The following is a 24848-nucleotide window of genomic DNA, read 5'->3' as shown; positions in this document are numbered from 1 at the left end:
GCCATGGCGACTGATGGGAATTGAGTGATGCGTGAACTGACCGAGCAGGAAAAATTCTGGCAGGGCGACTTCGGTAACCAGTACGTCGACCGCAACGTCGGACAACCGCTGGTGGCCGCCAACCTGGCGTTGTTTGCCAAGGCATTGACGCGAGCCGGGCGCATTGAAAGTCTGGTGGAGCTGGGTACCAACGCCGGGAATAACTTGCAGGCATTGCATCAGCTGTTGCCCCAATGCGAATTGTTCGGCGTGGAGATCAATGCCAGCGCTTATACCCAGGCCCGAGAGCTGGGCATCGCGCAGATCTGGCACGGTTCGCTGTTCGATTTTCCCCGCGAGCGCACCTTCGACCTGACCCTGAGCAAAGGCGTGCTGATTCACCTGGCGCCAGAGCTGCTGCCGGCTGCATACGCGCAGCTGTATGAGTTGAGCCAGCGGTATATATTGATCGCCGAGTACTACAACCCGGCGCCGGTCGAAGTGTCCTATCGCGGTAACAGCGGCAAGTTGTTCAAGCGAGATTTTGCCGGTGAAATGCTTGATCGTTATGACGATTTGCAGCTGGTGGATTATGGTTTCGGCTACCACCGCGACACGCAATTCCCGATGGACGACATCACCTGGTTCCTTTTGGAAAAACGCCCTTGAACAGCGTCGCAATCATCCCGGCTCGCGGTGGCAGCAAACGCATACCGCGCAAGAACCTCAAGCCGTTCGACGGCGTGCCGATGATTGCCCGTTCCATTCAAACCGCCCTCGATTCGGGCCTGTTTGCCCAGGTAGTGGTCAGCACCGACGATGACGAAATCGCCGAACTGGCTCGGGCCTGCGGTGCGCAAGTGCCGTTCATGCGGTCGGCGGCATTGGCTGATGATTTCACCGGCACGGCCGCTGTGGTGGTCAATGCCCTGGAAGAACTGCATCGACAGGGCCACGATTTTGATTACGCCTGTTGCATCTATGCCACGGCACCGCTGTTGCAAACGCGGTTTTTGCAACAGGGTCTGAACCTGTTGGAGCTGCATCCGGCCAGGTCTTTCGCGTTCTCGGTGTGCGATTTCGGCTTTCCTGTGCAGCGAGCCCTTACCCTGGACGAGCAGGGTGCCTTGAACGCGTTGTACCCGGAGTTTCGCGACACCCGCTCCCAGGATTTGCCGATCGCCTATCAGGACGCCGGGCAGTTCTACTGGGGCCGCAGCGATGCCTGGTTGCGTGGTGACGTGGTGTATTCACCGCAAAGTCTGCCGGTCATTCTGCCGCGTTACCTGGTGCAGGACATCGATACCCCCGAAGACTGGAAACGAGCCGAATACCTCTACGCCGCGTTGAGGGCCGGGGGGGAGTTGCAATGAGAGTGTTGATCCGCGCCGACGCGTCGTCGACTATTGGCAGCGGCCATATCGCCCGTTGTCTGACCCTGGCCAGAGTGTTGCGCAAGCAGGGCGCGCACGTTTCCTTCGCGTGTCGTCTGCTGCCGGGGCATCGGCTGGACAGTCTGCAAGCCGAGGGCTTCGAAACCTTCGCGCTGCCGGACCGCTATCCCGATGAAGACCCGCAGCAGGCTATCGAATCCATGCTGCCATGGCCGGTGGACATTGCTGCGTTAGGGCAAGCATTGGAAAGCCGCCCAGCCTTCGACTGGATCGTCGTGGACCACTACGGCCTAGATCATCACTGGCAAACCGCGGCCCGCCGCTGGGCACCACGGATTGCAGCGGTGGACGACCTCGCCACTCGCACGTATAGCGTTGACTTGCTGCTCAATCAGAATCTTTCGGGTACGCCTCAGGCCTATGTTTCGCTGGTAGCGCCCAATTGCCAGACGTTGCTGGGTCCACGTTTCGCGATGCTGCGCGATGAGTTTTGTTGCCCTGCGATCCCGATCAAACCTCAGGCCAAACGGGTGCTGGTGAACTTTGGCGGCTTCGATGCGGCGATGCAGACCCACCATGCGATGCTGGCGCTGGCGGAATTTCATGAGTTTGAAGTCGATTTCGTCGCCGGTGCCGACAACCCTGCCTGGACTCAGATGCAGGCGCTGGCAGCGAGTCGTTCGAACTGGCGTTTGCACAGTTTTGTCAGCGATTTCTACCGGCTGATGACCGAGGCCGACCTGTTTGTCGGCGCCGGTGGCGGCACCAGTTGGGAGCGCGCGGCGATGGGCCTGCCAACCATCTGTATTGCAGTGTCGAATAATCAGCAGGCCAACGGCGAAATAATGGCGACCTCGGGTTCCCATGTGTATCTGGGCACCCGTGAGCAAGTCAGCGTCGAACAGTTGCGTCAGGCCATCGCTTTTCTCGCTGGCAATCAGGGGTTACGCCAAAGCCTGGCTGAACACTCGCGGCAGTTGGTCGATGGTCGTGGTGCGCAGCGCGTTGCGGCAGCGCTGGCGGGTGCGGTTTTGCACGTCCGCCAAGCGACCATAGACGATGCGCAGTTGTTGCTTGAAGGGCGCAATACTGAGGCGGTGCGGCGCTGGTCACTGGAAACCGGAATTATTGAATGGCAGCCACATCAAAACTGGCTGGCCGCAAGTTTGAGTAATGCTCAACGCTTGCTGTTGATCGCCGAGTCCGATGACGGTCCGGTGGGTGTGTTGCGTTATGACTTGCGCGGCGTTGAAGCCGACGTCTCGATTTATCTGTTCGAAGGCCGTTTCGGTCTGGGCTGGGGCAGGGCACTGCTGGCGCGGGGCGAAGCCTTCGTGACCGCCCATTGGCCGCAACTGGTTGCCATCACCGCGCAGGTGTTGCCGGCGAATCAGCGGTCGCTGAGGGTTTTCCGAGAAGCAGGCTTCACCCAGAGTGCTTGCGTGTTCACCCGCGTTTTAAAGGATCACAGCAATGACTAGTTTCAAGATCGGCAACCGCTTGATCGGTGCTGATGCGCCGCCGTTTATCATTGCCGAAATGAGTGGCAACCATAACCAGTCCCTTGACGTGGCGCTGCAGATCGTCGAAGCCGCGGCCAAGGCCGGCGCGCATGCCTTGAAGCTGCAAACCTACACCGCCGAGACCATGACCCTGGACCTGTCCGAAGGCGAATTCTTCATCAAGGACCCGAACAGCCTCTGGGCCGGTTCTTCGCTGTACACGTTGTACGAGAAGGCCCATACACCGTGGGAATGGCACGCGCCGATTTTCGCCCGGGCCAAAGAGCTGGGCATGCTCGCGTTCTCCACTCCGTTCGATGACAAAGCGGTGGACTTCCTCGAAGGCCTCGACGTACCGGCCTACAAGATCGCCAGTTTCGAAAACACCGACCTGCCGCTGATTCGGCGGGTCGCCGCCACCGGCAAGCCGTTGATCATTTCGACCGGCATGGCCAGCATTGCTGAACTCGACGAAACCGTGCGTGCCGCCCGTGAGGCCGGTTGCAAGGATCTGGTGTTGCTCAAGTGCACCAGCACTTACCCTGCAACCCCATCCAACAGCAACGTGCGGACGATTCCTCACTTGCGTGAATTGTTCGGCTGCGAAGTTGGCCTGTCCGATCACTCCATGGGTGTAGGCGTTTCCGTGGCGGCGGTGGCGCTGGGGGCGACGGTGGTGGAAAAACATTTCACCCTCGACCGTGCCGCGGGTGGCGTGGATGCCAGTTTCTCACTGGAGCCTGCGGAGCTGGCCAGCCTGGTGATCGAAACCGAACGCGCCTGGCAAGCCATGGGCCATGTGCATTACGGCGTGACTGAAGCCGAGCGCAAATCCCTGGTGTATCGCCGTTCGCTCTATGTCACCCAGGATATGGTCGCCGGTGAGCTTTTCACCGTCGCCAATCTGCGGGCCATCCGCCCTGGCCTGGGACTGGCCCCCAAGCACGCTGAAAACCTTCTGGGCCGGCGCGCCCGCCAGGACATCAAACGTGGAACGCCGCTGGACTGGTCGTTGGTCGAATAACCCCTTCTGGGGCTGATTCGGCAAAATAGCGTGACCTGTGAGTCATAACGCGCATCTTCACTGTAATGTATAAATCGGGAAGGTGGCGCCTGGTGTCTGTTTGACCCAGTGATAGCCCTTTACTCTTCCCGCTGTCGTCGCCTCGGGGCGACATTTTTCTCTGTTTGTCGGCGCCCCTCGATTCCTTGCGAGCGGTGGTATTGGGCTGTTTATTATTGGGAAGCCGTAATGATTGGCATAAAAAGCATTGCGAGCTACGTTCCTGTAGCCGGCGTGGACAATTACGCACAAGGTGCAAAATTCGAGAAGGATGAAGAATTCATCCTGGGCAAAATCGGTTCGGCCTTCCTGCCGCGCAAAGACGCTGGGCAAGAAACGTCGGACCTGTGTGTCGAAGCAGCCAACGCGCTGTTCGCCAATAACCCCGATTTGAAACGTGAAGCCATCGACGTACTGATCGTCGTCACCCAGAACGGCGACGAGGAAGGGCTGCCACACACCGCCGCCATCGTTCAGGACAAACTGGGCCTGCCGACCACCGTGGCCGCGTTCGATATTTCCCTGGGCTGTTCAGGCTACGTTTATGGCATCTATGCGATCAAGGGCTTCATGGAAGCCGCAGGCCTGAAAAATGGCTTGCTGATCACCGCTGATCCGTATTCGAAGATCGTCGACCCGGAAGACCGCAACACCACCATGCTGTTCGGCGACGCCGCCACCGCAACCTGGATGGGCGAAAACGCGCCATGGCAGCTGGGCAAAGCCAAGTTCGGCACCGACGGTTCCGGGGCCCCGCACCTGAAAGTCACCGACGGCGTGTTCTTCATGAACGGTCGTCAGGTGTTCAATTTTGCGTTGCTCAAAGTCCCGGCGCATTTGCATGAGCTGCTGGCAGACTCGCAACTGACGGCTGACGACATCGATGCCTTCTGCATCCACCAGGGCAGTGCGGCGATTGTCGATGCGGTCGCCCGACGCTTCGAAGGCGAGCCGGAGAAATTCATCAAGGACATGGTCGAGACCGGTAACACCGTGTCATCGAGCATTCCGCTGCTGCTGGAAAAACACGTCCTGGATTCCGACTGGAAGCGCGTTGCGTTGAGTGGTTTTGGTGTGGGACTGTCCTGGGGTTCGGCGATCATCTATCGTCCTTGAACCACAACCCCGATACAAAAATAGCGTTCAAGGTATAACCTTGGACGCTATTTTTTTGCCTGTAAGAAGAGCGAGGCAGCATGAGCAAAAGCTTTGACGACAATGCTCAGGTGATAGAGCGACGCTGGCCGGCGCTGCATGTCCGATTGATGCTGGAAGACAGTGCTTCGGTCCAGGTTGAGTTGATTGAAGGGCTAGGCTCGACGCTGAGCATCGGCGGCATTCAGCTCACCAGTCGCCATGATCGTGTCCATGAAGCCCGCGTACAAGCGGCCAGTCTACCGACTGGCAAGGCGCAGTTGCATGTCTATGGCACTGGCCTCGGCGATTTGCCGACTGTCCTGCTGGAGCGTGCCGAGCTTGAGCGGCTGTATGTACACATCCTCAACGGCGCCCTGTTTGTGTTGGTGCTGCAATTGCTTGACCAGCGGCAATGGCTCGACGACCCGCGGGTGGAGCTGCTATATGCCGGTGATCAGGCGGATATCTACACACCGTTTTTTGCGCTGCCCTGCGAGATGGTGCTGGCAGACGACTTCAACGCGAAGATTCGCGATCGCCTGGTCAGTGAAGTGCACCTGAGTTTCAACAACCGCGATTTCGATCCGCAATCCCCGGTGATTCTCCAGCGCTTGCAGGACAGCCTTGAAGTGCTGCTCGCCGACGACGATGTTGCGCAGCTGTTCGGTACGTGCGCGGACCGGGAAATCTATGTGATCGGCACCGGGCCGAGCCTGGAAGGGCATTTCGAGCAGTTGGCGGCGATACGCGAACAGGTGCCGCGACCTCTGTTCATGTGTGTCGACACCGCTTATCGACCGTTGCGCGAACACGGAATCAAGCCAGACATGGTGGTGAGCATCGATCAGCGCATCAGCTTCCGGCATTTGCCCTTCGAGGACTCTGACGGCATCCCGCTGGTGTACCTGCCCATGAGCGATCCACAGGTGTTGAAAGCCTGGAAGGGCAAGCGCTATGGCGGTTACTCGGCCAGCCCGATCTATGCAACGTTGCGTCGCCAGCACAGCAGGGCGCAACTGTACGTGGGCGGCAGTGTGATTCATCCGGCCGTGGACCTGGCGGTGAAGATGGGTGCCGACCGCATTACCCTGTTTGGCGCCGACTTCGCCTTCCCCATGAACAAGACCCATGCCGGCTGGAGCGATGGTGATCTGGGACCTGGGGTAAATCTGGCCCGACACTGGGTGCGCGACGGGCATGGCGAGCGCGTCAGGACGCAGCTCAATTTCCGCAGCTACCTGTGTGAGCTGGAGCGATACATCGCCGGGCACCCCGAGGTGCGCTTCTTTAACAGCAGCCGGGCAGGCGCGATGATTGCCGGCACGCAGTTCAATCAGGAGTTCGTGCAGTGAGTGCGCTGTCGCAATGCATCAACGAATGCCGCCAGTGTGCAGGGTTGTTTCGGCTGGGCCGCGATGTCGAAGCGGCGTTGACCATGGTTGATGTATTCGATGAGGCGCAGCGACTGGTGTCGACGGCGCCCCGGGAGGTTCAGCTTAAGTGGGCGCAAGTGCTCGCGCAGATGCTGGCGTGTCAGGAGCGCCAGGATTGGCTGGGGCTAGCTGACTTCATGGAGTACGAATTGGTTGATTTGCTGCAAAGCGTGCAGGCTTGAAGGCCGGGTGACGGCTCTGGTTGGGATGTTTGGGCGTCGGACGGTTTTATGGCGTCATTTTTCGGGTGGTCAGGGGCGCTAAGCCTTTGTTTTTTAGGGGGTGGCAGTGTGATGGCAATATTTTTTTAAAAAGCCCTCAAGCAACCTGCATTCCCGACGATAACTATTACGAAGGTTCTCTAGGCCATACCCGGCGGTTGCCAGGGCCGGAAGCCGCAGTACCCAACCAACGAGGAATTCGTCATGGCTTTAACAGTAAACACCAACACCACGTCGTTGAACGTTCAGAAAAACCTGAACCGCGCTTCCGACGCTCTGTCGACTTCGATGTCTCGTCTGTCTTCCGGCCTGAAAATCAACAGCGCTAAAGACGACGCTGCCGGCCTGCAAATCTCCAACCGTATGACCAGCCAGATCCGCGGTCAGAACGTTGCAGTTAAAAACGCCAACGACGGTATTTCGATGGCTCAGACCGCTGAAGGCGCTCTGCAAGAATCGACCAACATTCTGCAACGTATGCGTGAACTGGCTGTACAAGCACGTAACGGCACCAACGGTACTGCTGACCAGACTGCAACCAACTCCGAATTCGCTCAGATGTCTGACGAATTGACCCGTATCTCGGCTTCGACCAACCTGAACGGCAAAAACCTGCTGGACGGTTCGGCTGGCACCATGACCCTGCAAGTGGGTTCGAACACCGGTACTGCTAACCAGATCGACCTGACCCTGAGCTCCAAGTTCGACGCCGTCAGCCTGTCGGTTGGCAGCGGTACTGCCGTTCTGACCGGTGCTACCAGCGCCGCCGCCGCTACCAACATCGACAACGCGATCACCGCGATCGACGCTGCTATCGCTTCCATCGGTAAAACCCGTGCAAACCTGGGTGCTTCGCAAAACCGTCTGACCAGCACCATCTCCAACCTGCAAAACATCACTGAAAACGTTACCGCTGCACAAGGTCGCGTACAAGATACCGACTTCGCCGCAGAAACCGCTAACCTGACCAAACAGCAAACTCTGCAACAAGCTTCCACCGCTGTTCTGGCCCAGGCTAACCAGCTGCCATCCGCTGTACTGAAGCTGCTTCAGTAATTTCGGATTGAGTTTTGGCGGGGGAGTGCGCTTGCGTGCTCTCTCGCTTTTTCCGTTTAAGAGGTGATGGTCATGGACATGAGCGTGAAGCTGAACTTGTCTTACCCGACCGCGAAAACGGCGGTCAGCACTAACGATAAGCCAGCCGAAAAGCCTCGCGTCGAAAGCACCCAGGCTGTCGCTGCAACGGGTAAAAGCTCGGATTCTGACAATTCGGATAAGTTGAAAATGGCCGTTCAGGAGATCGAAAAGTTCGTTCAGTCGGTCAAGCGTAATCTGGAGTTTTCTATCGATGAATCGTCCGGCAAAGTCATCGTCAAGGTGATCGCCAGCGAATCCGGTGAAGTTATTCGACAGATTCCGTCGGCGGAAGCGATGAAACTGGCTGAAAGCCTGCATAACGCCAGTAACGTGTTGTTCGATGTGAAAGCCTGACACTGGCATGAAACGTGTTTGTACGTTCATTGGCCGCATAGTGGTCAAAAGCCCGGCGACACACAGATAGGGAGATGCACATGGCAAGTCCAATTTTACCGGGTTCGGGTCTAGGGTCCGGCCTCGACATCGGTTCGATCGTGACCGCGCTGGTCAATTCCGACAAGTCGGCCAAGCAGACGCTGATCACCAAACAGACGTCGATCAACACGGCGAAAATTTCCGCCACGGGTTCTTTGAAATCGGCTCTGGCGGCGTTCCAGACGGCCATGACGAATCTCGGCAAAAAAGACGCGCCTGCGTTTTCGGGTTTTACCGCGACTTCGGGCGCGCCGACGACGTTGACCGTCACCTCGAATAACACGGCGGTGAACGGTAGCTATAGCGTTGTAGTAAACAACCTGGCAACCGGTTCGAAAGTGGCCAGCGCGGCGTTTGCCGGCGGTGCCAGCAGTGCCATTCCGACTGGTACATTGAACATCAGTCAAAATGGTATTGATTACCCGGTGACCATTGCCAGCGGCGCGACCTTGCAGTCGACCCGTGACGCGATCAACACCACGCTGCAAGGCAAAGGTATCAGCGCCAACATCGTCACCGATTCCAATGGTTCGCGATTGGTCATCGGTTCAACGGTGACAGGCGCAGGCTCGGATCTTAAGGTCAGCGGTATCGCCGGCCTGGAAATCGACGGTACCAATAGTTTGGGGAACACTCCAGCCGCCGGGGCTTCCGGCAACATTGGTGGTTTGGCCAAGGATGCAAAGGTCACCATTGATGGCCTGACCGTCACCAGCAAAAGCAACACGATCAGCCAGGCGGTCGGCGGCATCAGCATGACGCTGGTAGCGGAAAGTGCGACACCGGTAACGGTCACGGTAGGTACCAATTCCGACGGCCTGAAAACCTCGTTGCAATCGTTCGTCGATGCTTACAACAGCGTGATCAAAACCCTGAGCTCCCTGACCAAGCCAAGCCTCGATGATGAAGGCAACCCGACCATCGGGGCGGCAATGACCGGTGACTCTCTGCCACGTAACCTGATCACTGCCGTGCGCAATGAACTGGTGGCGCCTGGGGCGGGCGGCCAGTTGTCAGTACTGTCGCAGTTGGGCATCCAGACCGACCAGAAGACTGGCGCGCTGACCCTCGACTCTACCAAGTTCACCGCCGCCATGGCGAAGCCGGGCATGAGTAGTTCGGTGCAGGCCCTGTTCACCGGGACTGACGCAAAAAATGGTTTGCTGGCTCGTATGTCGGCTGCGATTACTCCTTACTCCCAGACAGGCGGTATCCTCGATCAGCGCAGCAGCAGCCTGAGCAAGGTCCAGAAGGACCTGAGCGGTCAGCAGTCGGCACTGGACCTGCGGGTGACTAACCTGACGGCCTCGCTGACCGCCAAGTACAATGCGATGGACCTGTTGGTCGGCCAGATGAAGGCCACTGCCAGCAACATTACTGGCTTCTTTGAGACGTTGAACGCACAGAAGTCCAACTAGTCATGAGCTGACGCCAAAAACCCGGCAACACCCTTTCAGGTGCGCCGGGTTTTTGTCTTCTGATCTAAAGTTTTTTGATTCGCAGGCGATACACTGGTCATACGAGTCATTGAGTGGCAATGAGGTAGAACATGAATCCGATGTTAGCCCTTCGGCAATACCAGAAGGTAGGGGCGCAAGCCCAGACGTCCGAAGCGAGTCCGCACCGTCTGGTGCAAATGCTGATGGAAGGCGGTCTGGATCGTATCGCTCAGGCCAAAGGTGCGATGGAGCGAAAAGACATTCCTGGCAAAGGTGTGTCGATCAGCAAGGCGATCGGCATCATCGGCGGATTGCGTGAAGGTCTGGATCTTGAAAAGGCGGCTGAAACAGTCGGCGAACTCGATCGTCTTTACGCTTACATGATGAAGCGTCTCGCCGAGGCCAACATCAAAAGCGACCCGCGGATTCTCGATGAGGTTGCCGGTTTGCTTCGTACGGTGAAAGAAGGTTGGGATGCTATCGCCGCGCCAGGTCCGCAGTTCTAAGGAGATCACCATGAGTCTTGTATTGCAGCGAATCGAACAAACCCGTGATGGGCTGGTCGGTGCTTTGGCAGAGCGCAACTGGGAAGCCATTGGTGAATTGGACCTGGCTTGCCGTTCCTGCATGGAAGATGTCTTGAGTGAAGCTTCGGTGGACGAGGCCGCGTTGCGCGATAACCTTGAGGAGTTGCTGGGGGTGTATAAACAGCTTCTGGAGGCGGCGACAGGGGAGAGGCAAGCGATAGTCGATGAGATGTCGCAGATCCACCAAGCACAGAGCGCGGCAAAGGTTTACCATCTGTTTGGTTGATTAACCGTCAGTTAATACAAACAGAGTGCGCCATAAATTTGACTGTGCGCGGTTTTTTGACTTAACTAGTGGCTGGTTGAACATTTCAGGCGTCTACAGGCATCAACGTGTCTGCAAGCGTCTAGCTTGCCCCCTCATTTCGGGCATTGAGTTGACTAGGGAAGTTGCAATTGCATGTGGCGTGAAACCAAAATTCTGCTGATTGATGACGATAGCGTCCGTCGCCGCGACTTGGCCGTGATTTTAAATTTTCTTGGCGAAGAAAATTTACCGTGCGGTAGTCATGACTGGCAGCAGGCTGTCGGCTCATTGTCATCAAGTCGTGAAGTGATCTGTGTCCTCATCGGGACGGTCAATGCACCTGGCGCACTGACGGGCTTGTTAAAGACACTCTCAACCTGGGATGAGTTCCTTCCGGTTTTGTTAATGGGCGATAATTCTTCCGTTGACTTGCCAGAAGACCAGCGTCGCCGAGTGCTTTCGACCCTCGAGATGCCACCCAGCTACAGCAAATTGCTCGACTCCCTGCACCGTGCCCAGGTCTATCGCGAGATGTACGACCAGGCCCGTGAGCGCGGTCGTCATCGCGAACCCAATCTTTTCCGTAGTCTTGTCGGCACCAGTCGGGCGATTCAACACGTCCGTCAGATGATGCAGCAAGTCGCCGACACCGACGCCAGCGTACTGATCCTCGGCGAATCCGGGACTGGCAAGGAAGTGGTCGCGCGCAACCTGCACTATCACTCCAAGCGTCGTGACGCGCCGTTCGTTCCGGTCAACTGCGGGGCGATCCCGGCCGAGTTGCTGGAAAGCGAACTGTTCGGCCACGAAAAGGGCGCGTTCACCGGTGCAATCACCAGCCGCGCTGGGCGTTTCGAACTGGCCAACGGCGGCACCCTGTTCCTCGACGAAATCGGTGACATGCCGCTGCCGATGCAGGTCAAGCTGCTGCGCGTGTTGCAGGAGCGCACCTTCGAGCGCGTGGGCAGCAACAAGACCCAGAGCGTCGATGTGCGCATCATCGCCGCGACCCACAAGAATCTCGAAAGCATGATCGAGATCGGCACCTTCCGCGAAGACTTGTACTACCGCCTGAACGTGTTCCCGATCGAGATGGCGCCACTGCGCGAACGTGTCGAAGACATTCCTCTGCTGATGAACGAGTTGATCTCGCGCATGGAGCACGAGAAGCGTGGTTCGATCCGTTTCAATTCCGCGGCGATCATGTCGCTGTGCCGTCACGGTTGGCCGGGCAACGTTCGCGAACTCGCCAACCTGGTGGAGCGCATGGCGATCATGCATCCGTACGGCGTGATCGGCGTGGTCGAGTTACCGAAGAAATTCCGTTACGTCGACGATGAGGACGAGCAGTTGGTCGACAGCCTGCGCAGTGATCTCGAAGAGCGGGTGGCCATCAACGGTCACACCCCGGATTTCTCTGCCGGCGCCCTGCTGCCGCCGGAAGGCCTGGACCTGAAGGACTACCTCGGTGGTCTGGAACAAGGGCTGATTCAGCAAGCGCTGGATGATGCCAATGGCATCGTCGCTCGCGCAGCAGAGCGGCTTCGAATTCGTCGCACCACACTGGTAGAGAAGATGCGCAAGTACGGTATGAGCCGTCGTGACGGTGATGAACAGGCGGATGATTGACGCCTGTTTTTCAAGTCCTTCATTTATGGGTGGTTTTTTTTAGGCACGGGTATTGCTACGTCCCTCGCAACGTTCCGTTTAACTGACGGTCAGCCAAGCGAGAGAGCACGATGCCCCAAGCCGCCCAGATGTCTCCTGTCCCTGACGCTTCGGGGCAACCGTCGTCCGTAGAGCAGGCGAGCCGGCTTGGTCTTGAGCAGGCGTTTACGCTGTTCAACCAAATGTCGAGCCAATTGACCGACTCTTACAGCATGCTTGAGGCCCGGGTCACTGAGCTCAAGGGTGAGCTGGCGGTGGTCAGCGCTCAGCGCATGCAGGAGCTGGCGGAAAAAGAGCGCTTGGCCAACCGGCTGCAAAACCTCCTCGACCTTTTGCCCGGCGGTGTCATCGTTATCGACGCCCAAGGCATCGTGCGCGAAGCCAACCCCGCTGCCTGCGAACTGCTCGGCCTGCCCCTCGAAGGCGAGTTGTGGCGCCATGTCATTGCCCGCTGCTTTGCGCCTCGTGAGGACGACGGCCATGAAATCTCTCTCAAGGACGGTCGGCGCTTGTCGATCGCCACTCGCTCGCTGGATGCCGAGCCCGGCCAGTTGGTGTTGCTCAACGACCTGACTGAAACCCGTCATCTGCAAGATCAACTGGCCCGCCACGAACGACTCTCGTCCCTCGGCCGGATGGTTGCCTCGCTGGCTCATCAGATTCGTACACCCTTATCCGCCGCCTTGCTCTACGCCAGTCATTTGACCGAGCAGGCGTTGCCGGTTGAAACCCAGCAACGTTTTGCCGGGCGCCTGAAAGAGCGTCTGCATGAGCTGGAGCATCAGGTTCGTGACATGCTGGTGTTCGCTCGCGGCGAGCTGCCGCTGACCGATCGCGTGACGCCCAGAGTGCTGATGCAGTCGCTGCAGGCGGCCGCACTGACCCATGTGCAGGACTTGCCGATTCGCTGGCAATGCGACAGTCATTCCGGCGAGTTGCTGTGCAATCGCGACACACTGGTCGGGGCGATCCTGAACCTGATCGAGAACGCCATCCAGGCCAGTGCCGGCGACGTTCGTTTGAAAGTCCATTTCTATACCCGTGACAACAACCTGCGTGTATCGGTCAGCGACAGCGGTAGCGGCATCGATACGAAAGTTCTGGCGCGCCTGGGTGAACCCTTCTTTACCACTAAAACCACCGGAACCGGCCTCGGCCTGACCGTGGTCAAGGCAGTGGCACGTGCGCATCAGGGAGAATTGCAGCTGCGCTCGCGGCTGGGTCGCGGCACATGTGCGCAGGTGATCCTGCCGCTTTTTTCGGGTGAAAAGCCCGGCGCTCAGGGCGCGGAGTGAAGGACATGGCAATCAAGGTTTTACTGGTCGAGGATGACCGCGCACTACGCGAAGCATTGGCCGATACGCTATTGCTCGCCGGGCACGATTTCAAAGCCGTCGGTTCGGCGGAAGAAGCGCTGGCGGCGGTCGGTGCCGAGGCGTTCAACCTGGTACTGAGTGACGTCAACATGCCGGGCATGGACGGCCATCAACTGCTCGGATTGCTGCGCGCTCGTCAGCCGCAGCTGCCGGTGTTGCTGATGACGGCTCACGGCGCCGTGGAGCGGGCAGTCGATGCGATGCGACAAGGCGCGGCGGATTACCTGGTCAAACCGTTCGAGCCCAAGGCGTTGCTCGATCTGGTGGCGCGACATGCGCTGGGCAGTCTCGGCGCGACCGAGGGCGAGGGGCCTGTAGCGTTCGAGCCGGCCAGTGCGCAATTGCTGGAACTGGCTGCGCGAGTGGCGCGCAGTGATTCCACGGTATTGATCTCCGGCGAGTCCGGGACCGGCAAAGAAGTGCTGGCGCGTTACATTCATCAGCACTCCCATCGTGCCAGTCAGCCGTTCATTGCGATCAACTGCGCAGCCATCCCCGACAACATGCTCGAGGCCACGCTGTTCGGTCATGAGAAGGGCTCGTTCACAGGCGCCATCGCGGCTCAGGCCGGCAAGTTCGAACAGGCTGATGGCGGGACCATCCTGCTCGACGAAATTTCCGAAATGCCACTGGGCCTCCAGGCCAAGTTGCTGCGCGTGTTGCAAGAGCGCGAAGTCGAGCGGGTCGGGGCGCGCAAGCCGATCACGCTGGACATTCGGGTCGTCGCGACCACCAACCGTGACCTGGCGGGGGAAGTGGCCGCGGGGCGTTTCCGCGAAGACCTTTACTATCGCCTGTCGGTGTTTCCGCTGGCCTGGCGTCCGTTGCGCGAGCGTACCGCCGACATCCTGCCGCTGGCCGAGCGTCTGCTGGCCAAGTACGTCAATAAAATGAAGCATGCCGCGGCAAGGCTGTCGCCAGAGGCACAGGCGTGCCTGATAGGTTATCCGTGGCCGGGTAATGTGCGTGAACTGGATAACGCGATTCAACGGGCGCTGATCCTGCAGCAGGGCGGTTTGATACAGCCTGAGGATTTCTGCCTGGCCGGGCCGGTCGCCTGTGCGCCGTTGCCAGCCTTGGTGCCGACGTCCGTGCGAGCCGTGGAGGTCGAATCCGTGCCGGCCGGGGCATTGGGTGATGACCTGCGTCGCCGTGAATTCCAGATGATCATCGACACCTTGCGCTCCGAGCGCGGCCGTCGCAAAGAGGCCGCCGAGCGTTTGGGCATCAGTCCGCGCACCCTGCGTTACAAGCTGGCGCAGATGCGTGATGCCGGAATGGACGTGGAAGCTTATTTGTTCGCCACCTGATTCGTTAGCCATGCAAAGCCCGGGACGGCTTTTGTTTAGAGCGGCCACGGAGCTGGCACCCTTGTTGCTAACACCTCACTACCCGCCGAGTGAGTGTCAAAAAAATGCGGGTCGCCAAAGACGTAGCTCGTCAAAGAGAGAAACCATGAGCCAAGGTATTGAATTCAATCGATTGATGCTGGACATGCGCTCCATGCAAATGGATGCCATGTCTGCGTCGAAATCGACTGCCGCCGTCCCTCAACTGGGTGGCAGCAGCTTTTCCGACATGCTCGGTCAGGCCGTCAATAAAGTGAACGACACCCAGCAGGCGTCCAGTCAGTTGGCCAGTGCCTTCGAGATCGGCAAGAGCGGCGTCGACCTGACGGACGTGATGATTTCCTCGCAGAAGGCCAGCGTGTCTTTTCAAGCGTTGACCCAAGTGCGCAACAAACTGGTTCAGGCATACCAAGACATCATGCAGATGCCGGTTTAAGGACGAGATTGAGTCATGGCAGAAGCAGTCGCCGATAATGTTCCGGCCAAGACCACTCCAATAGACGGCAAGCCGCCGCTGTTCGGGTTGTCCTTCCTGGAAAACCTCTCCGAGATGACCATGTTGCGTCAGGTGGGCCTGTTGGTCGGCCTGGCGGCGAGCGTGGCGATTGGCTTCGCCGTGGTGTTGTGGTCCCAGCAACCGGACTACCGGCCTCTGTACGGCAGCCTTGCCGGTATGGACGCCAAGCAGGTCATGGATACGCTGGCTGCAGCCGATATTCCCTATACCGTTGAACCGAATTCCGGTGCCTTGCTGGTCAAGGCCGATGACCTGTCCCGTGCGCGAATCAAACTCGCGGGCGCTGGTGTCACTCCCAGCGACGGCAACATCGGTTTTGAAATCCTCGACAAGGACCAGGGCCTGGGTACCAGCCAGTTCATGGAGGCGACCCGTTATCGTCGCGGTCTCGAAGGCGAACTGGCCCGCACCATTTCCAGCCTGAACAACGTCAAGGGTGCCCGCGTGCACTTGGCGATTCCGAAGAGTTCGGTGTTCGTGCGCGACGAGCGCAAGCCGAGCGCTTCGGTTCTGGTGGAGCTGTATTCCGGCCGCTCGCTGGAGCCTGGCCAGGTGCTGGCGATCATCAACCTGGTGGCCACCAGCGTTCCCGAACTCAGCAAATCCCAGATCACCGTCGTCGATCAGAAGGGCACCTTGCTCTCCGATCAGGCGGAGAACTCCGAACTGACCATGGCCGGCAAGCAATTCGATTACAGCCGCCGCATGGAAAGCATGCTCACTCAGCGCGTGCACAACATCCTGCAACCGGTGCTGGGCAACGATCGCTATAAAGCCGAAGTCTCGGCCGACGTGGATTTCAGTGCTGTCGAGTCGACCTCCGAGCAGTTCAACCCGGATCAACCTGCCTTGCGCAGCGAGCAGTCGGTCAATGAACAACGCACCGCCAGCAATGGCCCGCAAGGTGTGCCGGGTGCTTTGAGCAACCAGCCACCAGCGCCAGCCTCCGCGCCGCAAACCACCGGTGGCGCTACCGCGTCGGCCGGCATGGTGCAGCCAGGCCAGCCATTGATTGATGCCAACGGTCAGCAAATCATGGACCCGGCCACCGGCCAGCCCATGCTCGCACCGTACCCGGCCGACAAGCGTCAACAATCCACCAAGAACTTCGAGCTTGACCGCTCCATCAGCCACACCAAACAACAGCAGGGTCGTTTGAATCGCCTGTCGGTGTCCGTGGTGGTGGACGACCAGGTCAAGATCAACGCGGCCAACGGTGAAACCAGCCGCGCGCCGTGGACCGCCGATGAACTGGCGCGCTTCACCCGTCTGGTACAGGACGCGGTCGGCTTCGACGCCAGCCGTGGCGACAGCGTCAGCGTGATCAACATGCCGTTCTCCGCCGAGCGCGGTGAAGTGATTGCCGATATTGCGTTCTACTCCCAGCCATGGTTCTGGGACATCGTCAAACAAGTGCTGGGTGTCTTGTTCATCCTGGTGCTGGTGTTCGGTGTGCTGCGTCCGGTGCTCAACAACATCACCGGCGGCGGCAAAGGCAAGCAGCTGGCAGGTTTGGGTAGCGACGTCGAACTGGGTGGCATGGGCGGTCTGGACGGCGAACTGGCCAATGACCGCGTCAGCCTCGGTGGCCCGACCAGCATCCTGCTGCCGAGCCCGAGCGAAGGCTATGACGCACAGTTGAACGCAATCAAGAGCCTGGTGGCAGAAGATCCGGGTCGCGTGGCCCAGGTCGTGAAAGAGTGGATTAACGCAGATGAGTGATAACCGAGCCGTTGCCGCCAAACTGTCCAAGGTCGACAAAGCCGCGATTCTGCTGCTGTCGCTGGGTTCAACCGACGCCGCCCAGGTGCTGCGCCACATGGGGCCCAAAGAGGTCCAGCGTGTGGGTGTGGCCATGGCACAAATGGGTAACGTGCACCGCGAGCAAGTCGAGCAGGTGATGAGCGAGTTCGTCGACATCGTCGGCGACCAGACCAGCCTCGGCGTCGGCTCCGACGACTACGTGCGCAAAATGCTCACCCAGGCACTGGGCGAAGACAAGGCCAACGGCCTGATCGACCGCATCCTGCTGGGCGGCAACACCAGCGGCCTCGACAGCTTGAAGTGGATGGAGCCGCGCGCCGTCGCCGACGTGATTCGTTACGAGCACCCGCAGATCCAGGCGATCGTCGTGGCGTACCTCGATCCGGACCAGGCCGGTGAAGTGCTGGGCAACTTCGACCATAAAGTGCGTCTGGACATCATTCTGCGGGTTTCCTCGCTGAACACTGTGCAGCCTGCGGCCCTGAAAGAACTCAACCAGATTCTCGAGAAGCAGTTCTCCGGCAACTCGAATGCTGCGCGCACCACCCTGGGTGGCATCAAGCGTGCGGCAGATATCATGAACTTCCTCGACAGCTCGATCGAAGGTCAGCTGATGGACTCGATCCGCGAAGTCGACGAAGACCTGTCCGGTCAAATCGAAGACCTCATGTTCGTGTTCAACAACCTGTCCGATGTCGACGATCGCGGGATTCAGGCGCTGCTGCGCGAAGTGTCCTCCGACGTGCTGGTGCTGGCCCTCAAGGGTTCGGACGAAGGCGTCAAAGAGAAGATCTTCAAGAACATGTCCAAACGGGCGGCCGAACTGTTGCGCGACGACCTCGAGGCCAAAGGCCCGGTGCGTGTCAGCGACGTGGAAACCGCGCAGAAAGAAATCCTCACCATTGCCCGCCGTATGGCCGAAGCCGGAGAAATCGTTCTCGGCGGGAAGGGCGGCGAAGAGATGATCTAAGGTCACTATGTCGTCCAAACATGATGAGTCCAACACCGACCTGATCCGTGCCAAGGACGTCGGTGGTTTTGACGTCTGGTCGCTGCCCAGTTTCGACCCTTTTGTGCCGGAGCCCGAGCCGGAACCTGAGCCCGAGCCTCCGGAAATGGAAGAAGTGCCGCTGGAAGAAGTCCAGCCACTGACCCTCGAAGAGCTCGAAAGCATTCGCCAGGAGGCCTACAACGAAGGCTTCGCCACGGGCGAGAAAGAAGGTTTTCACAGCACCACGCTCAAGGTCCGTCAGGAAGCCGAAGTGGCGCTGACCGCCAAGATTGCCGCTCTGGAGCAACTGATGGGGCATCTGTTCGAGCCCATTGCCGAACAGGACACCCTGATCGAAAAGTCTCTGGTCGACCTTGTGCAGCACATCACCAAACAGGTGATTCAGCGCGAACTGGCCATCGACTCGACGCAGATCGAACACGTCATGCGTGAGGCTCTCAAGCTCTTGCCGCTGGGCGTGGGCAATGTGCGGCTGTACATCAATCCGCAAGATTTCGAACAGGTCAAAGCCCTGCGCGAACGCCATGAAGAAACCTGGCGCATCGTCGAGGACGAGGCGTTGTTGCCCGGCGGTTGCCGGGTCGAGACTGAACACAGTCGTATCGACGCCACGGTCGAAACCCGCGTTGCGCGGGTCATGGACAAGCTGTTCGATCAGTTGCACGAACAGGCATTGCACCCGGCCGCGCCGGACCTGAGCCTGGAACTGCCGATTGACGACAAGCCCGCGATCGCGCCGGTTGAACCCGAACTGGACGATCCCGATGCGCCTTGATCGCACCAGCTTCGCCAAGCGTCTCGGCAGCTACGCCGAGGTCGCTACGCTTGCAGGCGCGCCGATCCTTGAAGGCCGCTTGCTGCGCATGGTCGGCCTGACCCTCGAAGCCGAGGGCTTGCGCGCCGCCATGGGCAGCCGCTGCATGGTCATCAATGACGACAGTTATCACCCGGTGCAAGTCGAAGCCGAAGTCATGGGCTTCTCCGGCAGCAAAGTGTTTCTGATGCCAGTCGGCAGCGTGGCCGGCATCGCTCCCGGTGCCCGTGTGGTGCCTCTGGCTGATACCGGTCGTCTGCCGATGGGCATGAGCATGCTCGGGCGCGTGCTCGATGGCGCCGGTCGCGCGCTGGACGGCAAGGGCGGGATGAAGGCCGAAGATTGGGTGCCGATGGACGGCCCGACCATCAACCCGCTCAAGCGCGAACCGATCAGCGAGCCGCTGGACGTGGGTATTCGCAGCATCAACGGTTTGCTGACGGTCGGTCGCGGCCAGCGTCTTGGCCTGTTCGCCGGTACTGGCGTGGGCAAGAGTGTGCTGCTGGGCATGATGACCCGCTTCACCGAGGCCGACATCATCGTCGTCGGGTTGATCGGTGAGCGGGGTCGTGAAGTTAAAGAGTTCATCGAGCACATCCTCGGTGAAGAAGGGCTCAAGCGTTCTGTCGTCGTGGCGTCCCCGGCGGACGATGCGCCGCTGATGCGTCTGCGCGCGGCCATGTACTGCACGCGAATCGCCGAGTATTTCCGTGACAAGGGCAAAAACGTCCTGTTGCTCATGGACTCCCTGACTCGTTTCGCCCAGGCCCAGCGGGAAATCGCCCTGGCCATCGGCGAGCCGCCGGCGACCAAGGGTTATCCGCCATCGGTGTTCGCCAAGCTGCCGAAACTGGTTGAGCGGGCCGGTAATGCCGAGAAGGGCGGCGGTTCGATCACTGCGTTCTACACCGTATTGTCCGAAGGCGATGACCAGCAGGATCCGATTGCCGACGCCGCGCGGGGCGTGCTCGATGGGCACATCGTGCTGTCCCGGCGCCTGGCCGAGGAAGGTCATTACCCGGCCATCGATATCGAAGCGTCCATCAGCCGGGTCATGCCGTCGGTAGTCTCGCCGGAGCACATGACTCGCGCCCAGTATTTCAAGCAGCTGTGGTCGCGTTATCAACAGAGTCGAGACCTGATCAGCGTCGGCGCCTACGTTGCGGGTGGTGATCGGGAAACCGATCTGGCGATCTCCCTGCAACCGCAGTTGGTCAAATACCTGCGCCAGGGCCTGAACGACAGCATCAGCCTGGGCGAAAGCGAAGCCTATCTCGGCTCGATCTTCGCCCCCGCAGCCGGCGGGTAACCGGCCATGGCCCAGAGCCGAGCATCACGCCTGGCCCCCGTGGTCGAAATGGCTGAAAAGGTCGAGAAAACCGCGGTCCAGCGCCTGGGGCACTTCCAGGGGCAGGTCCGTCTGGCAGAAAGTAAACTCGCCGACCTCGAAGCCTTTCGCCTCGACTATCAGGAGCAATGGATCGTGCGCGGCAGCAGTGGCGTGTCGGGCCAATGGCTGCTGGGTTATCAAGGCTTCCTTGCGCAACTGGGTACCGCCATCGACCAGCAGCGACAAAGCCTCGTGTGGCATCAAAACAATCTGAACAAAGCGCGCGAAACCTGGCAACAGGCTTATGCCCGGGTCGAAGGCTTGCGCAAACTGGTGTCGCGCTACATGGATGAGGCGCGGCGGCTGGAAGACCGGCGCGAGCAAAAGCTGCTGGATGAGTTGTCCCAGCGGTTACCGCGTCAGGATCCTTACTGATCGGGCAGCGCTCAACAATTTCGTGCCTTGCTCCAGTCCCCGGCAGATGCTAAACCTTGTACACGTACGCTCACCCATGACAAGGAAGCCGTTCAATGTCAGTTGTTACAGAAGTATCTCAAGATGGGCAAAAGCTGACGATTTCGATCAAGGGACGATTCGATTTTGCCAAGCATCAGGAATTTCGTGAGTCCTATGAGAATCTTGAGCCAAAACCCGACTCCTTCGAAGTGAACTTGAAGGACGCTACCTACCTCGACAGCTCAGCGCTCGGCATGTTGTTGCTATTGCGTGATCACGCGGGTGGCGAAAGTGCCGAGATCACGTTGACCAACGCTAATGCAGATGTGCGCAAGATCCTCGCCATCTCCAACTTTGAACAAATCTTCGACGTGGCGTGACCGCCATGCAGTCCTTGTTCGAGCCGCTGACGATCCTGATCGCTGAAGACAGCGCGGCCGATCGCATGCTGCTGTCGACCATTGTCCGTCGCCAGGGGCATGAGGTGCTGACGGCCGCCAATGGTGCCGAAGCCGTTGACGCGTTTCGCCAGCAGCGACCGCATCTGGTACTCATGGACGCCATGATGCCGGTGATGGACGGTTTCGAGGCGGCGCGACAGATCAAGGTATTGGCCGGGGAAACCCTGGTGCCGATCATCTTCCTCACCTCGCTGACCGAAAGCGAAGCGCTGGCCCGCTGTCTGGAGGCTGGGGGCGACGACTTTCTGGCAAAGCCCTACAACCAGGTGATCCTCGCCGCCAAGATCAAGGCGATGGATCGCTTGCGGCGGTTGCAGGCCACGGTGTTGCAGCAGCGTGACCAGATCGCCAGGCACCACGACTACCTGCTCAACGAGCAGCGGGTGGCCAAGGCCGTGTTCGATAAGGTGGCCCACTCCGGCTGCCTGAATGCACCCAATATCCGTTACCTGCAATCGCCTTATGCGCTGTTCAACGGCGATCTGCTGCTGGCTGCGTTTACCCCGGCCGGTGACATGCATGTGCTGCTCGGTGATTTCACCGGCCATGGATTGCCAGCCGCGGTCGGTGCGATGCCCCTGGCCGAAGTCTTTTACGGCATGACCGCCAAGGGTTATGGCCTGTCCGAAACCTTGCGCGAGATGAATGCCAAGCTCAAGCGCATCCTGCCGGTGGACATGTTCTGTTGTGCAACGCTGCTGTGCCTGAGTTTTCAGCGACGTTCGGTGGAGGTCTGGAACGGCGGGATGCCGGACGGGTACCTGCACAGCATCGCCAGTGGTCAGCGCACGGCGCTGAAGGCTCGGCATTTGCCGCTCGGCGTGCTGAACCCACAATCGTTTGATGACCGCACCGAGGTGTTTCCGATGGCGGTTGGGGATCGGGTCTTCCTGTTGTCCGATGGGGTGATCGATACCTGCGATGCCAACGAACAGTTGTTTGGTGTGGAGCGATTGCAGCAGGTGTTTGCGGCCAATCGTCAGCGTGATGAGTTGTTCGAAGAGATCGAGCAGGCGTTGCAGGACTTTCGTGGCGAGGCCCGCGATGACGTGAGCATGGTCGAGGTCAGTCTGCTGGACGCCGCGCAACTGAGCCCGCCGGCGCTGGTGTATTCCGACAGCGGCCAGTCCTGCCCGCTGGACTGGTCAGTGAGTTTCGAATGTCGCGCCGCCACACTCAGACGTTTCAATCCACTGCCGTATCTTCTGCAGTTGCTGCTTGAGGTCCACGGTCTGCGGGCTCAGAGCGGGGCGCTCTACAGTGTTTTGGCCGAACTGTATTCCAACGCCCTGGAGCATGGCGTGCTGGGGCTGGATTCGGCGCTCAAGCGCGATGCCGCGGGTTTTACCCGTTATTATCAACAGCGCAAAACGCGCCTGGACGATTTGCAGGACGGCTTCGTTCGGGTGCATTTGCAGGTTGTCCCGAGGGGCGAGGGCGGCTGCCTGACGGTTCGGGTCGAAGACAGTGGCAAGGGGTTCGATGTCGCGCGAGTGATGGCGCAGCCCGTCGATGGCGTCCGTCTGTCGGGACGTGGTGTCAGTCTGATCCGTCAATTGGGCCACAACGCGAGTTGGTCGGACGATGGTCGAAGCGCCCGCGTGGAATTTTTCTGGGAGGCTCTGGCATAATCCACGCATTCTTGATCAAGGAGTGAGCAAGTGGCTGACACACACGTGGACCGCGACGTGCTGAACGCGTTGCAAGAGGTCATGGAGGATGAGTATCCGGCGTTGCTGGAGACCTTCATCGCCGATTCCGAAGAGCGTTTGTGCATCTTGCGTAACGCCGAAGATGCCGCGCAACTCATGAATGCTGCCCATAGTTTCAAAGGCAGTAGCAGCAACATGGGCGCCATTCGCCTGACTGAGTTGTGCAATGAGCTGGAACAACGCGCCAAGCAAGAAAGCCTTGCCGGAATTGAAAAACTGGTGGGAGAAATTGACGAAGAGTTCGCCATTGTTCGACCGCTCTATGAGGCCGAGCGCCAGCGTTCTCTTGCTGATTGAGACGACCGTCCGGCGCTTTTAGCGTCTGTTACTCAAACCTGGCGCGACCCTTGCAGTGATCTCCGTCAACTGTACCTACGATCCCAGTGCAGCGGAGACCGTTCCATGCCCGTTACCCCCAACATGCTGCTTCAGGCCGCCGCGCAGGCCAAGACTCAAGCTGCCTCCGCCAATACACCGGCGCTGGCCGCTGAGCCTGGGGACATGGCGTCCAGCTTCGCTCAGGTCTACGCCAATCAAGCCCGGAACAAACCCTCTGCGGAGGGTGAGGGATCGGCCAAACCAATACGCGATAGAACCCCCGACAGCCCCGGCAAAAAGGACGTCGACAACGACAAGTCTGCCGCCCCGGAACCCGCGGTTGCCGATAGCGGCAAATCCTTGCCCGCCGATAAACCGGCGCCGGCTGACGACAAGGCTGCCAGCGATGAAGCCTCGGATTCTGCTGAAGCGTCGGTCGCCGATGCCGCGCTTGTTGACCCGACTCTCGATCCTGTATTGATGCAGGCAGCCCAGCCGGCAGCGCCAGTGCCGACGACTCCGCCAGTGGTAGTCGCCGCGCAGGTCGAAGCGCCAATTGCTGCGGCCGTTACAGCGGCAATCTTTCCCGCCGCAACCACTGACACCGATTTTGACCCCGAAGCCGATCCCCTCGACGCCCTGCCAGCCGTGCGCATGGCCATGGAGCAGAGCGGTCACGTTTCCGCTTCCAGCCAGGCTCAGCCCAAAGCGGCACCGACCTCGACCCAGGCTCAGGCTGACGGCGAATCGACCTCGGCGCAGAATTTTGCCGCGGGCATGGCGAGCATGCTCGACGTGCAAGCCGACAAGGACAGCACCGGCCAGGGCGGCGACAAGGCCTTCAGCGGTCTTATCGATGACGGTCTCAAGGATCTGAAGTCCGCGACCAGCGATACCCGGGTCGATGATTTTGCCAACCGTCTGGCGGCGCTGACCCAGGCGGCCACGCCGAAAACCGCCAATGCCTTGCCGGTGAACCAGCCAATCGCCATGCACCAGAGCGGCTGGACCGAAGAAGTGGTGAACCGGGTCATGTACCTGTCCAGTGCCAATCTCAAGGCGGCCGACATCCAGTTGCAACCGGCCGAACTGGGACGCCTGGACATTCGGGTGAACATGGTTCCGGATCAGCAGACTCAGGTGACTTTCATGAGCGCCCATCCAAGCGTTCGCGAAGCGCTGGACGGGCAAATGCATCGCTTGCGTGACATGTTTGCGCAGCAGGGCATGGGCCAGATCGACGTCAATGTGTCCGACCAGTCCCGTGGCTGGCAAGGTCAGGGGCAGGATCAGGCTCAACAGGGCCAAGGCCAGGGCGGGCGTGCCAACGCCAGCGGTGGTCGCCTCGATTCCATGGACGACGAGGCTGCGGTTAGCGTTGCCGAAGTTGCGGCCAGCACCACCAGCGTGATTGGTTCCAGCGCAGTCGACTACTACGCCTGATTTCTCTCCGATCGCTCCCACGTCGAGGCGTCGAACCGTCTGCGTGGGAATGCC

The 24848-nt window shown here is 59.5% G+C and carries 25 protein-coding genes; all 25 read left to right on the top strand.

Features of this window, described 5'->3' with window-relative positions:
* Nucleotides 1-27 precede the first annotated feature (27 nt).
* The gene (locus ACYZTR_RS20400) at nucleotides 28-648 is read left to right on the top strand and encodes a pseudaminic acid biosynthesis-associated methylase (protein ID WP_461973511.1); all 621 of its coding nucleotides are present in this window, start codon (nucleotides 28-30) and stop codon (nucleotides 646-648) included.
* Nucleotides 645-1352, top strand: coding sequence for a pseudaminic acid cytidylyltransferase (gene pseF / locus ACYZTR_RS20395; protein ID WP_461973510.1), 708 nt, complete (start codon nucleotides 645-647; stop codon nucleotides 1350-1352). Before ACYZTR_RS20400 ends, pseF begins: the two co-directional genes overlap by 4 nt.
* Nucleotides 1349-2854, top strand: a complete 1506-nt coding sequence (gene pseG, locus ACYZTR_RS20390) for a UDP-2,4-diacetamido-2,4,6-trideoxy-beta-L-altropyranose hydrolase (RefSeq protein ID WP_461973509.1) — start codon at nucleotides 1349-1351, stop codon at nucleotides 2852-2854. Before pseF ends, pseG begins: the two co-directional genes overlap by 4 nt.
* Entirely contained in the window at nucleotides 2847-3899 is a 1053-nt protein-coding gene (pseI, locus tag ACYZTR_RS20385) for a pseudaminic acid synthase (RefSeq protein ID WP_461973508.1), read from the top strand. Before pseG ends, pseI begins: the two co-directional genes overlap by 8 nt.
* Nucleotides 3900-4127: 228 nt before the next feature.
* Nucleotides 4128-5054 carry a ketoacyl-ACP synthase III gene (locus tag ACYZTR_RS20380; protein ID WP_461973507.1) on the top strand — a complete coding sequence of 309 codons (927 nt, stop codon included), beginning with the start codon at nucleotides 4128-4130 and terminating at the stop codon, nucleotides 5052-5054.
* 80 nt (nucleotides 5055-5134) lie between these two features.
* On the top strand, nucleotides 5135-6427 hold the full coding sequence (locus ACYZTR_RS20375) for a motility associated factor glycosyltransferase family protein (protein ID WP_461973506.1): 1293 nt from the start codon (nucleotides 5135-5137) through the stop codon (nucleotides 6425-6427).
* The gene (locus ACYZTR_RS20370; protein WP_461973505.1) at nucleotides 6424-6690 is read left to right on the top strand and encodes a hypothetical protein; all 267 of its coding nucleotides are present in this window, start codon (nucleotides 6424-6426) and stop codon (nucleotides 6688-6690) included. Before ACYZTR_RS20375 ends, ACYZTR_RS20370 begins: the two co-directional genes overlap by 4 nt.
* 243 nt (nucleotides 6691-6933) lie before the next feature.
* Nucleotides 6934-7785, top strand: a complete 852-nt coding sequence (locus ACYZTR_RS20365) for a flagellin domain-containing protein (RefSeq protein ID WP_461973504.1) — start codon at nucleotides 6934-6936, stop codon at nucleotides 7783-7785.
* 72 nt (nucleotides 7786-7857) lie between these two features.
* Entirely contained in the window at nucleotides 7858-8220 is a 363-nt protein-coding gene (locus tag ACYZTR_RS20360) for a flagellar protein FlaG (protein ID WP_461973503.1), read from the top strand.
* Nucleotides 8221-8300: 80 nt separating this feature from the next.
* A complete protein-coding gene (gene fliD, locus ACYZTR_RS20355) occupies nucleotides 8301-9719 on the top strand; it encodes a flagellar filament capping protein FliD (RefSeq protein ID WP_461973502.1) in 1419 nt (472 codons plus the stop codon).
* Nucleotides 9720-9850: 131 nt separating this feature from the next.
* Nucleotides 9851-10246, top strand: a complete 396-nt coding sequence (gene fliS, locus ACYZTR_RS20350) for a flagellar export chaperone FliS (RefSeq protein ID WP_461973501.1) — start codon at nucleotides 9851-9853, stop codon at nucleotides 10244-10246.
* Nucleotides 10247-10256: 10 nt separating this feature from the next.
* A complete protein-coding gene (locus ACYZTR_RS20345) occupies nucleotides 10257-10553 on the top strand; it encodes a hypothetical protein (RefSeq protein ID WP_046054272.1) in 297 nt (98 codons plus the stop codon).
* A gap of 174 nt (nucleotides 10554-10727) precedes the next feature.
* A complete protein-coding gene (locus tag ACYZTR_RS20340; protein WP_449642404.1) occupies nucleotides 10728-12203 on the top strand; it encodes a sigma-54 dependent transcriptional regulator in 1476 nt (491 codons plus the stop codon).
* 128 nt (nucleotides 12204-12331) lie between these two features.
* On the top strand, nucleotides 12332-13537 hold the full coding sequence (locus ACYZTR_RS20335; protein WP_461979814.1) for a sensor histidine kinase: 1206 nt from the start codon (nucleotides 12332-12334) through the stop codon (nucleotides 13535-13537).
* 5 nt (nucleotides 13538-13542) lie between these two features.
* Nucleotides 13543-14928, top strand: a complete 1386-nt coding sequence (gene fleR / locus ACYZTR_RS20330; protein ID WP_461973500.1) for a sigma-54-dependent response regulator transcription factor FleR — start codon at nucleotides 13543-13545, stop codon at nucleotides 14926-14928.
* A 145-nt stretch (nucleotides 14929-15073) separates the two neighbouring features.
* Nucleotides 15074-15403, top strand: a complete 330-nt coding sequence (gene fliE, locus ACYZTR_RS20325; protein WP_095127774.1) for a flagellar hook-basal body complex protein FliE — start codon at nucleotides 15074-15076, stop codon at nucleotides 15401-15403.
* 15 nt (nucleotides 15404-15418) lie between these two features.
* A complete protein-coding gene (gene fliF / locus ACYZTR_RS20320) occupies nucleotides 15419-17206 on the top strand; it encodes a flagellar basal-body MS-ring/collar protein FliF (protein ID WP_461973499.1) in 1788 nt (595 codons plus the stop codon).
* Entirely contained in the window at nucleotides 17199-18218 is a 1020-nt protein-coding gene (gene fliG / locus ACYZTR_RS20315) for a flagellar motor switch protein FliG (protein ID WP_282377484.1), read from the top strand. Before fliF ends, fliG begins: the two co-directional genes overlap by 8 nt.
* Nucleotides 18219-18225: 7 nt before the next feature.
* Nucleotides 18226-19035 carry a flagellar assembly protein FliH gene (gene fliH, locus ACYZTR_RS20310; RefSeq protein WP_461973498.1) on the top strand — a complete coding sequence of 270 codons (810 nt, stop codon included), beginning with the start codon at nucleotides 18226-18228 and terminating at the stop codon, nucleotides 19033-19035.
* The gene (fliI, locus tag ACYZTR_RS20305) at nucleotides 19025-20383 is read left to right on the top strand and encodes a flagellar protein export ATPase FliI (protein WP_461973497.1); all 1359 of its coding nucleotides are present in this window, start codon (nucleotides 19025-19027) and stop codon (nucleotides 20381-20383) included. The genes fliH and fliI overlap by 11 nt, the downstream gene beginning before the upstream one ends.
* Nucleotides 20384-20389: 6 nt before the next feature.
* Nucleotides 20390-20839, top strand: a complete 450-nt coding sequence (gene fliJ / locus ACYZTR_RS20300; RefSeq protein WP_461965183.1) for a flagellar export protein FliJ — start codon at nucleotides 20390-20392, stop codon at nucleotides 20837-20839.
* A gap of 95 nt (nucleotides 20840-20934) precedes the next feature.
* Nucleotides 20935-21240 (top strand): STAS domain-containing protein, encoded by a 306-nt coding sequence (locus ACYZTR_RS20295; protein ID WP_461973496.1) that lies wholly within the window; start codon nucleotides 20935-20937, stop codon nucleotides 21238-21240.
* Between the two features lie 5 nt (nucleotides 21241-21245).
* Nucleotides 21246-22952: an ATP-binding SpoIIE family protein phosphatase gene (locus tag ACYZTR_RS20290; protein ID WP_461973495.1), complete on the top strand. Its 1707-nt coding sequence runs from the start codon at nucleotides 21246-21248 to the stop codon at nucleotides 22950-22952.
* 30 nt (nucleotides 22953-22982) lie between these two features.
* Entirely contained in the window at nucleotides 22983-23330 is a 348-nt protein-coding gene (locus ACYZTR_RS20285) for an Hpt domain-containing protein (protein ID WP_461973494.1), read from the top strand.
* A gap of 105 nt (nucleotides 23331-23435) precedes the next feature.
* Nucleotides 23436-24794, top strand: a complete 1359-nt coding sequence (locus tag ACYZTR_RS20280; protein WP_461973493.1) for a flagellar hook-length control protein FliK — start codon at nucleotides 23436-23438, stop codon at nucleotides 24792-24794.
* The last annotated feature ends 54 nt before the right edge of the window (nucleotides 24795-24848 follow it).

The organism is Pseudomonas sp. Hz4 (genome assembly GCF_054898165.1).
The sequence above is the reverse complement of the archived record's forward strand: the minus strand, read 5'-3'. Positions and strand labels throughout refer to the sequence as shown.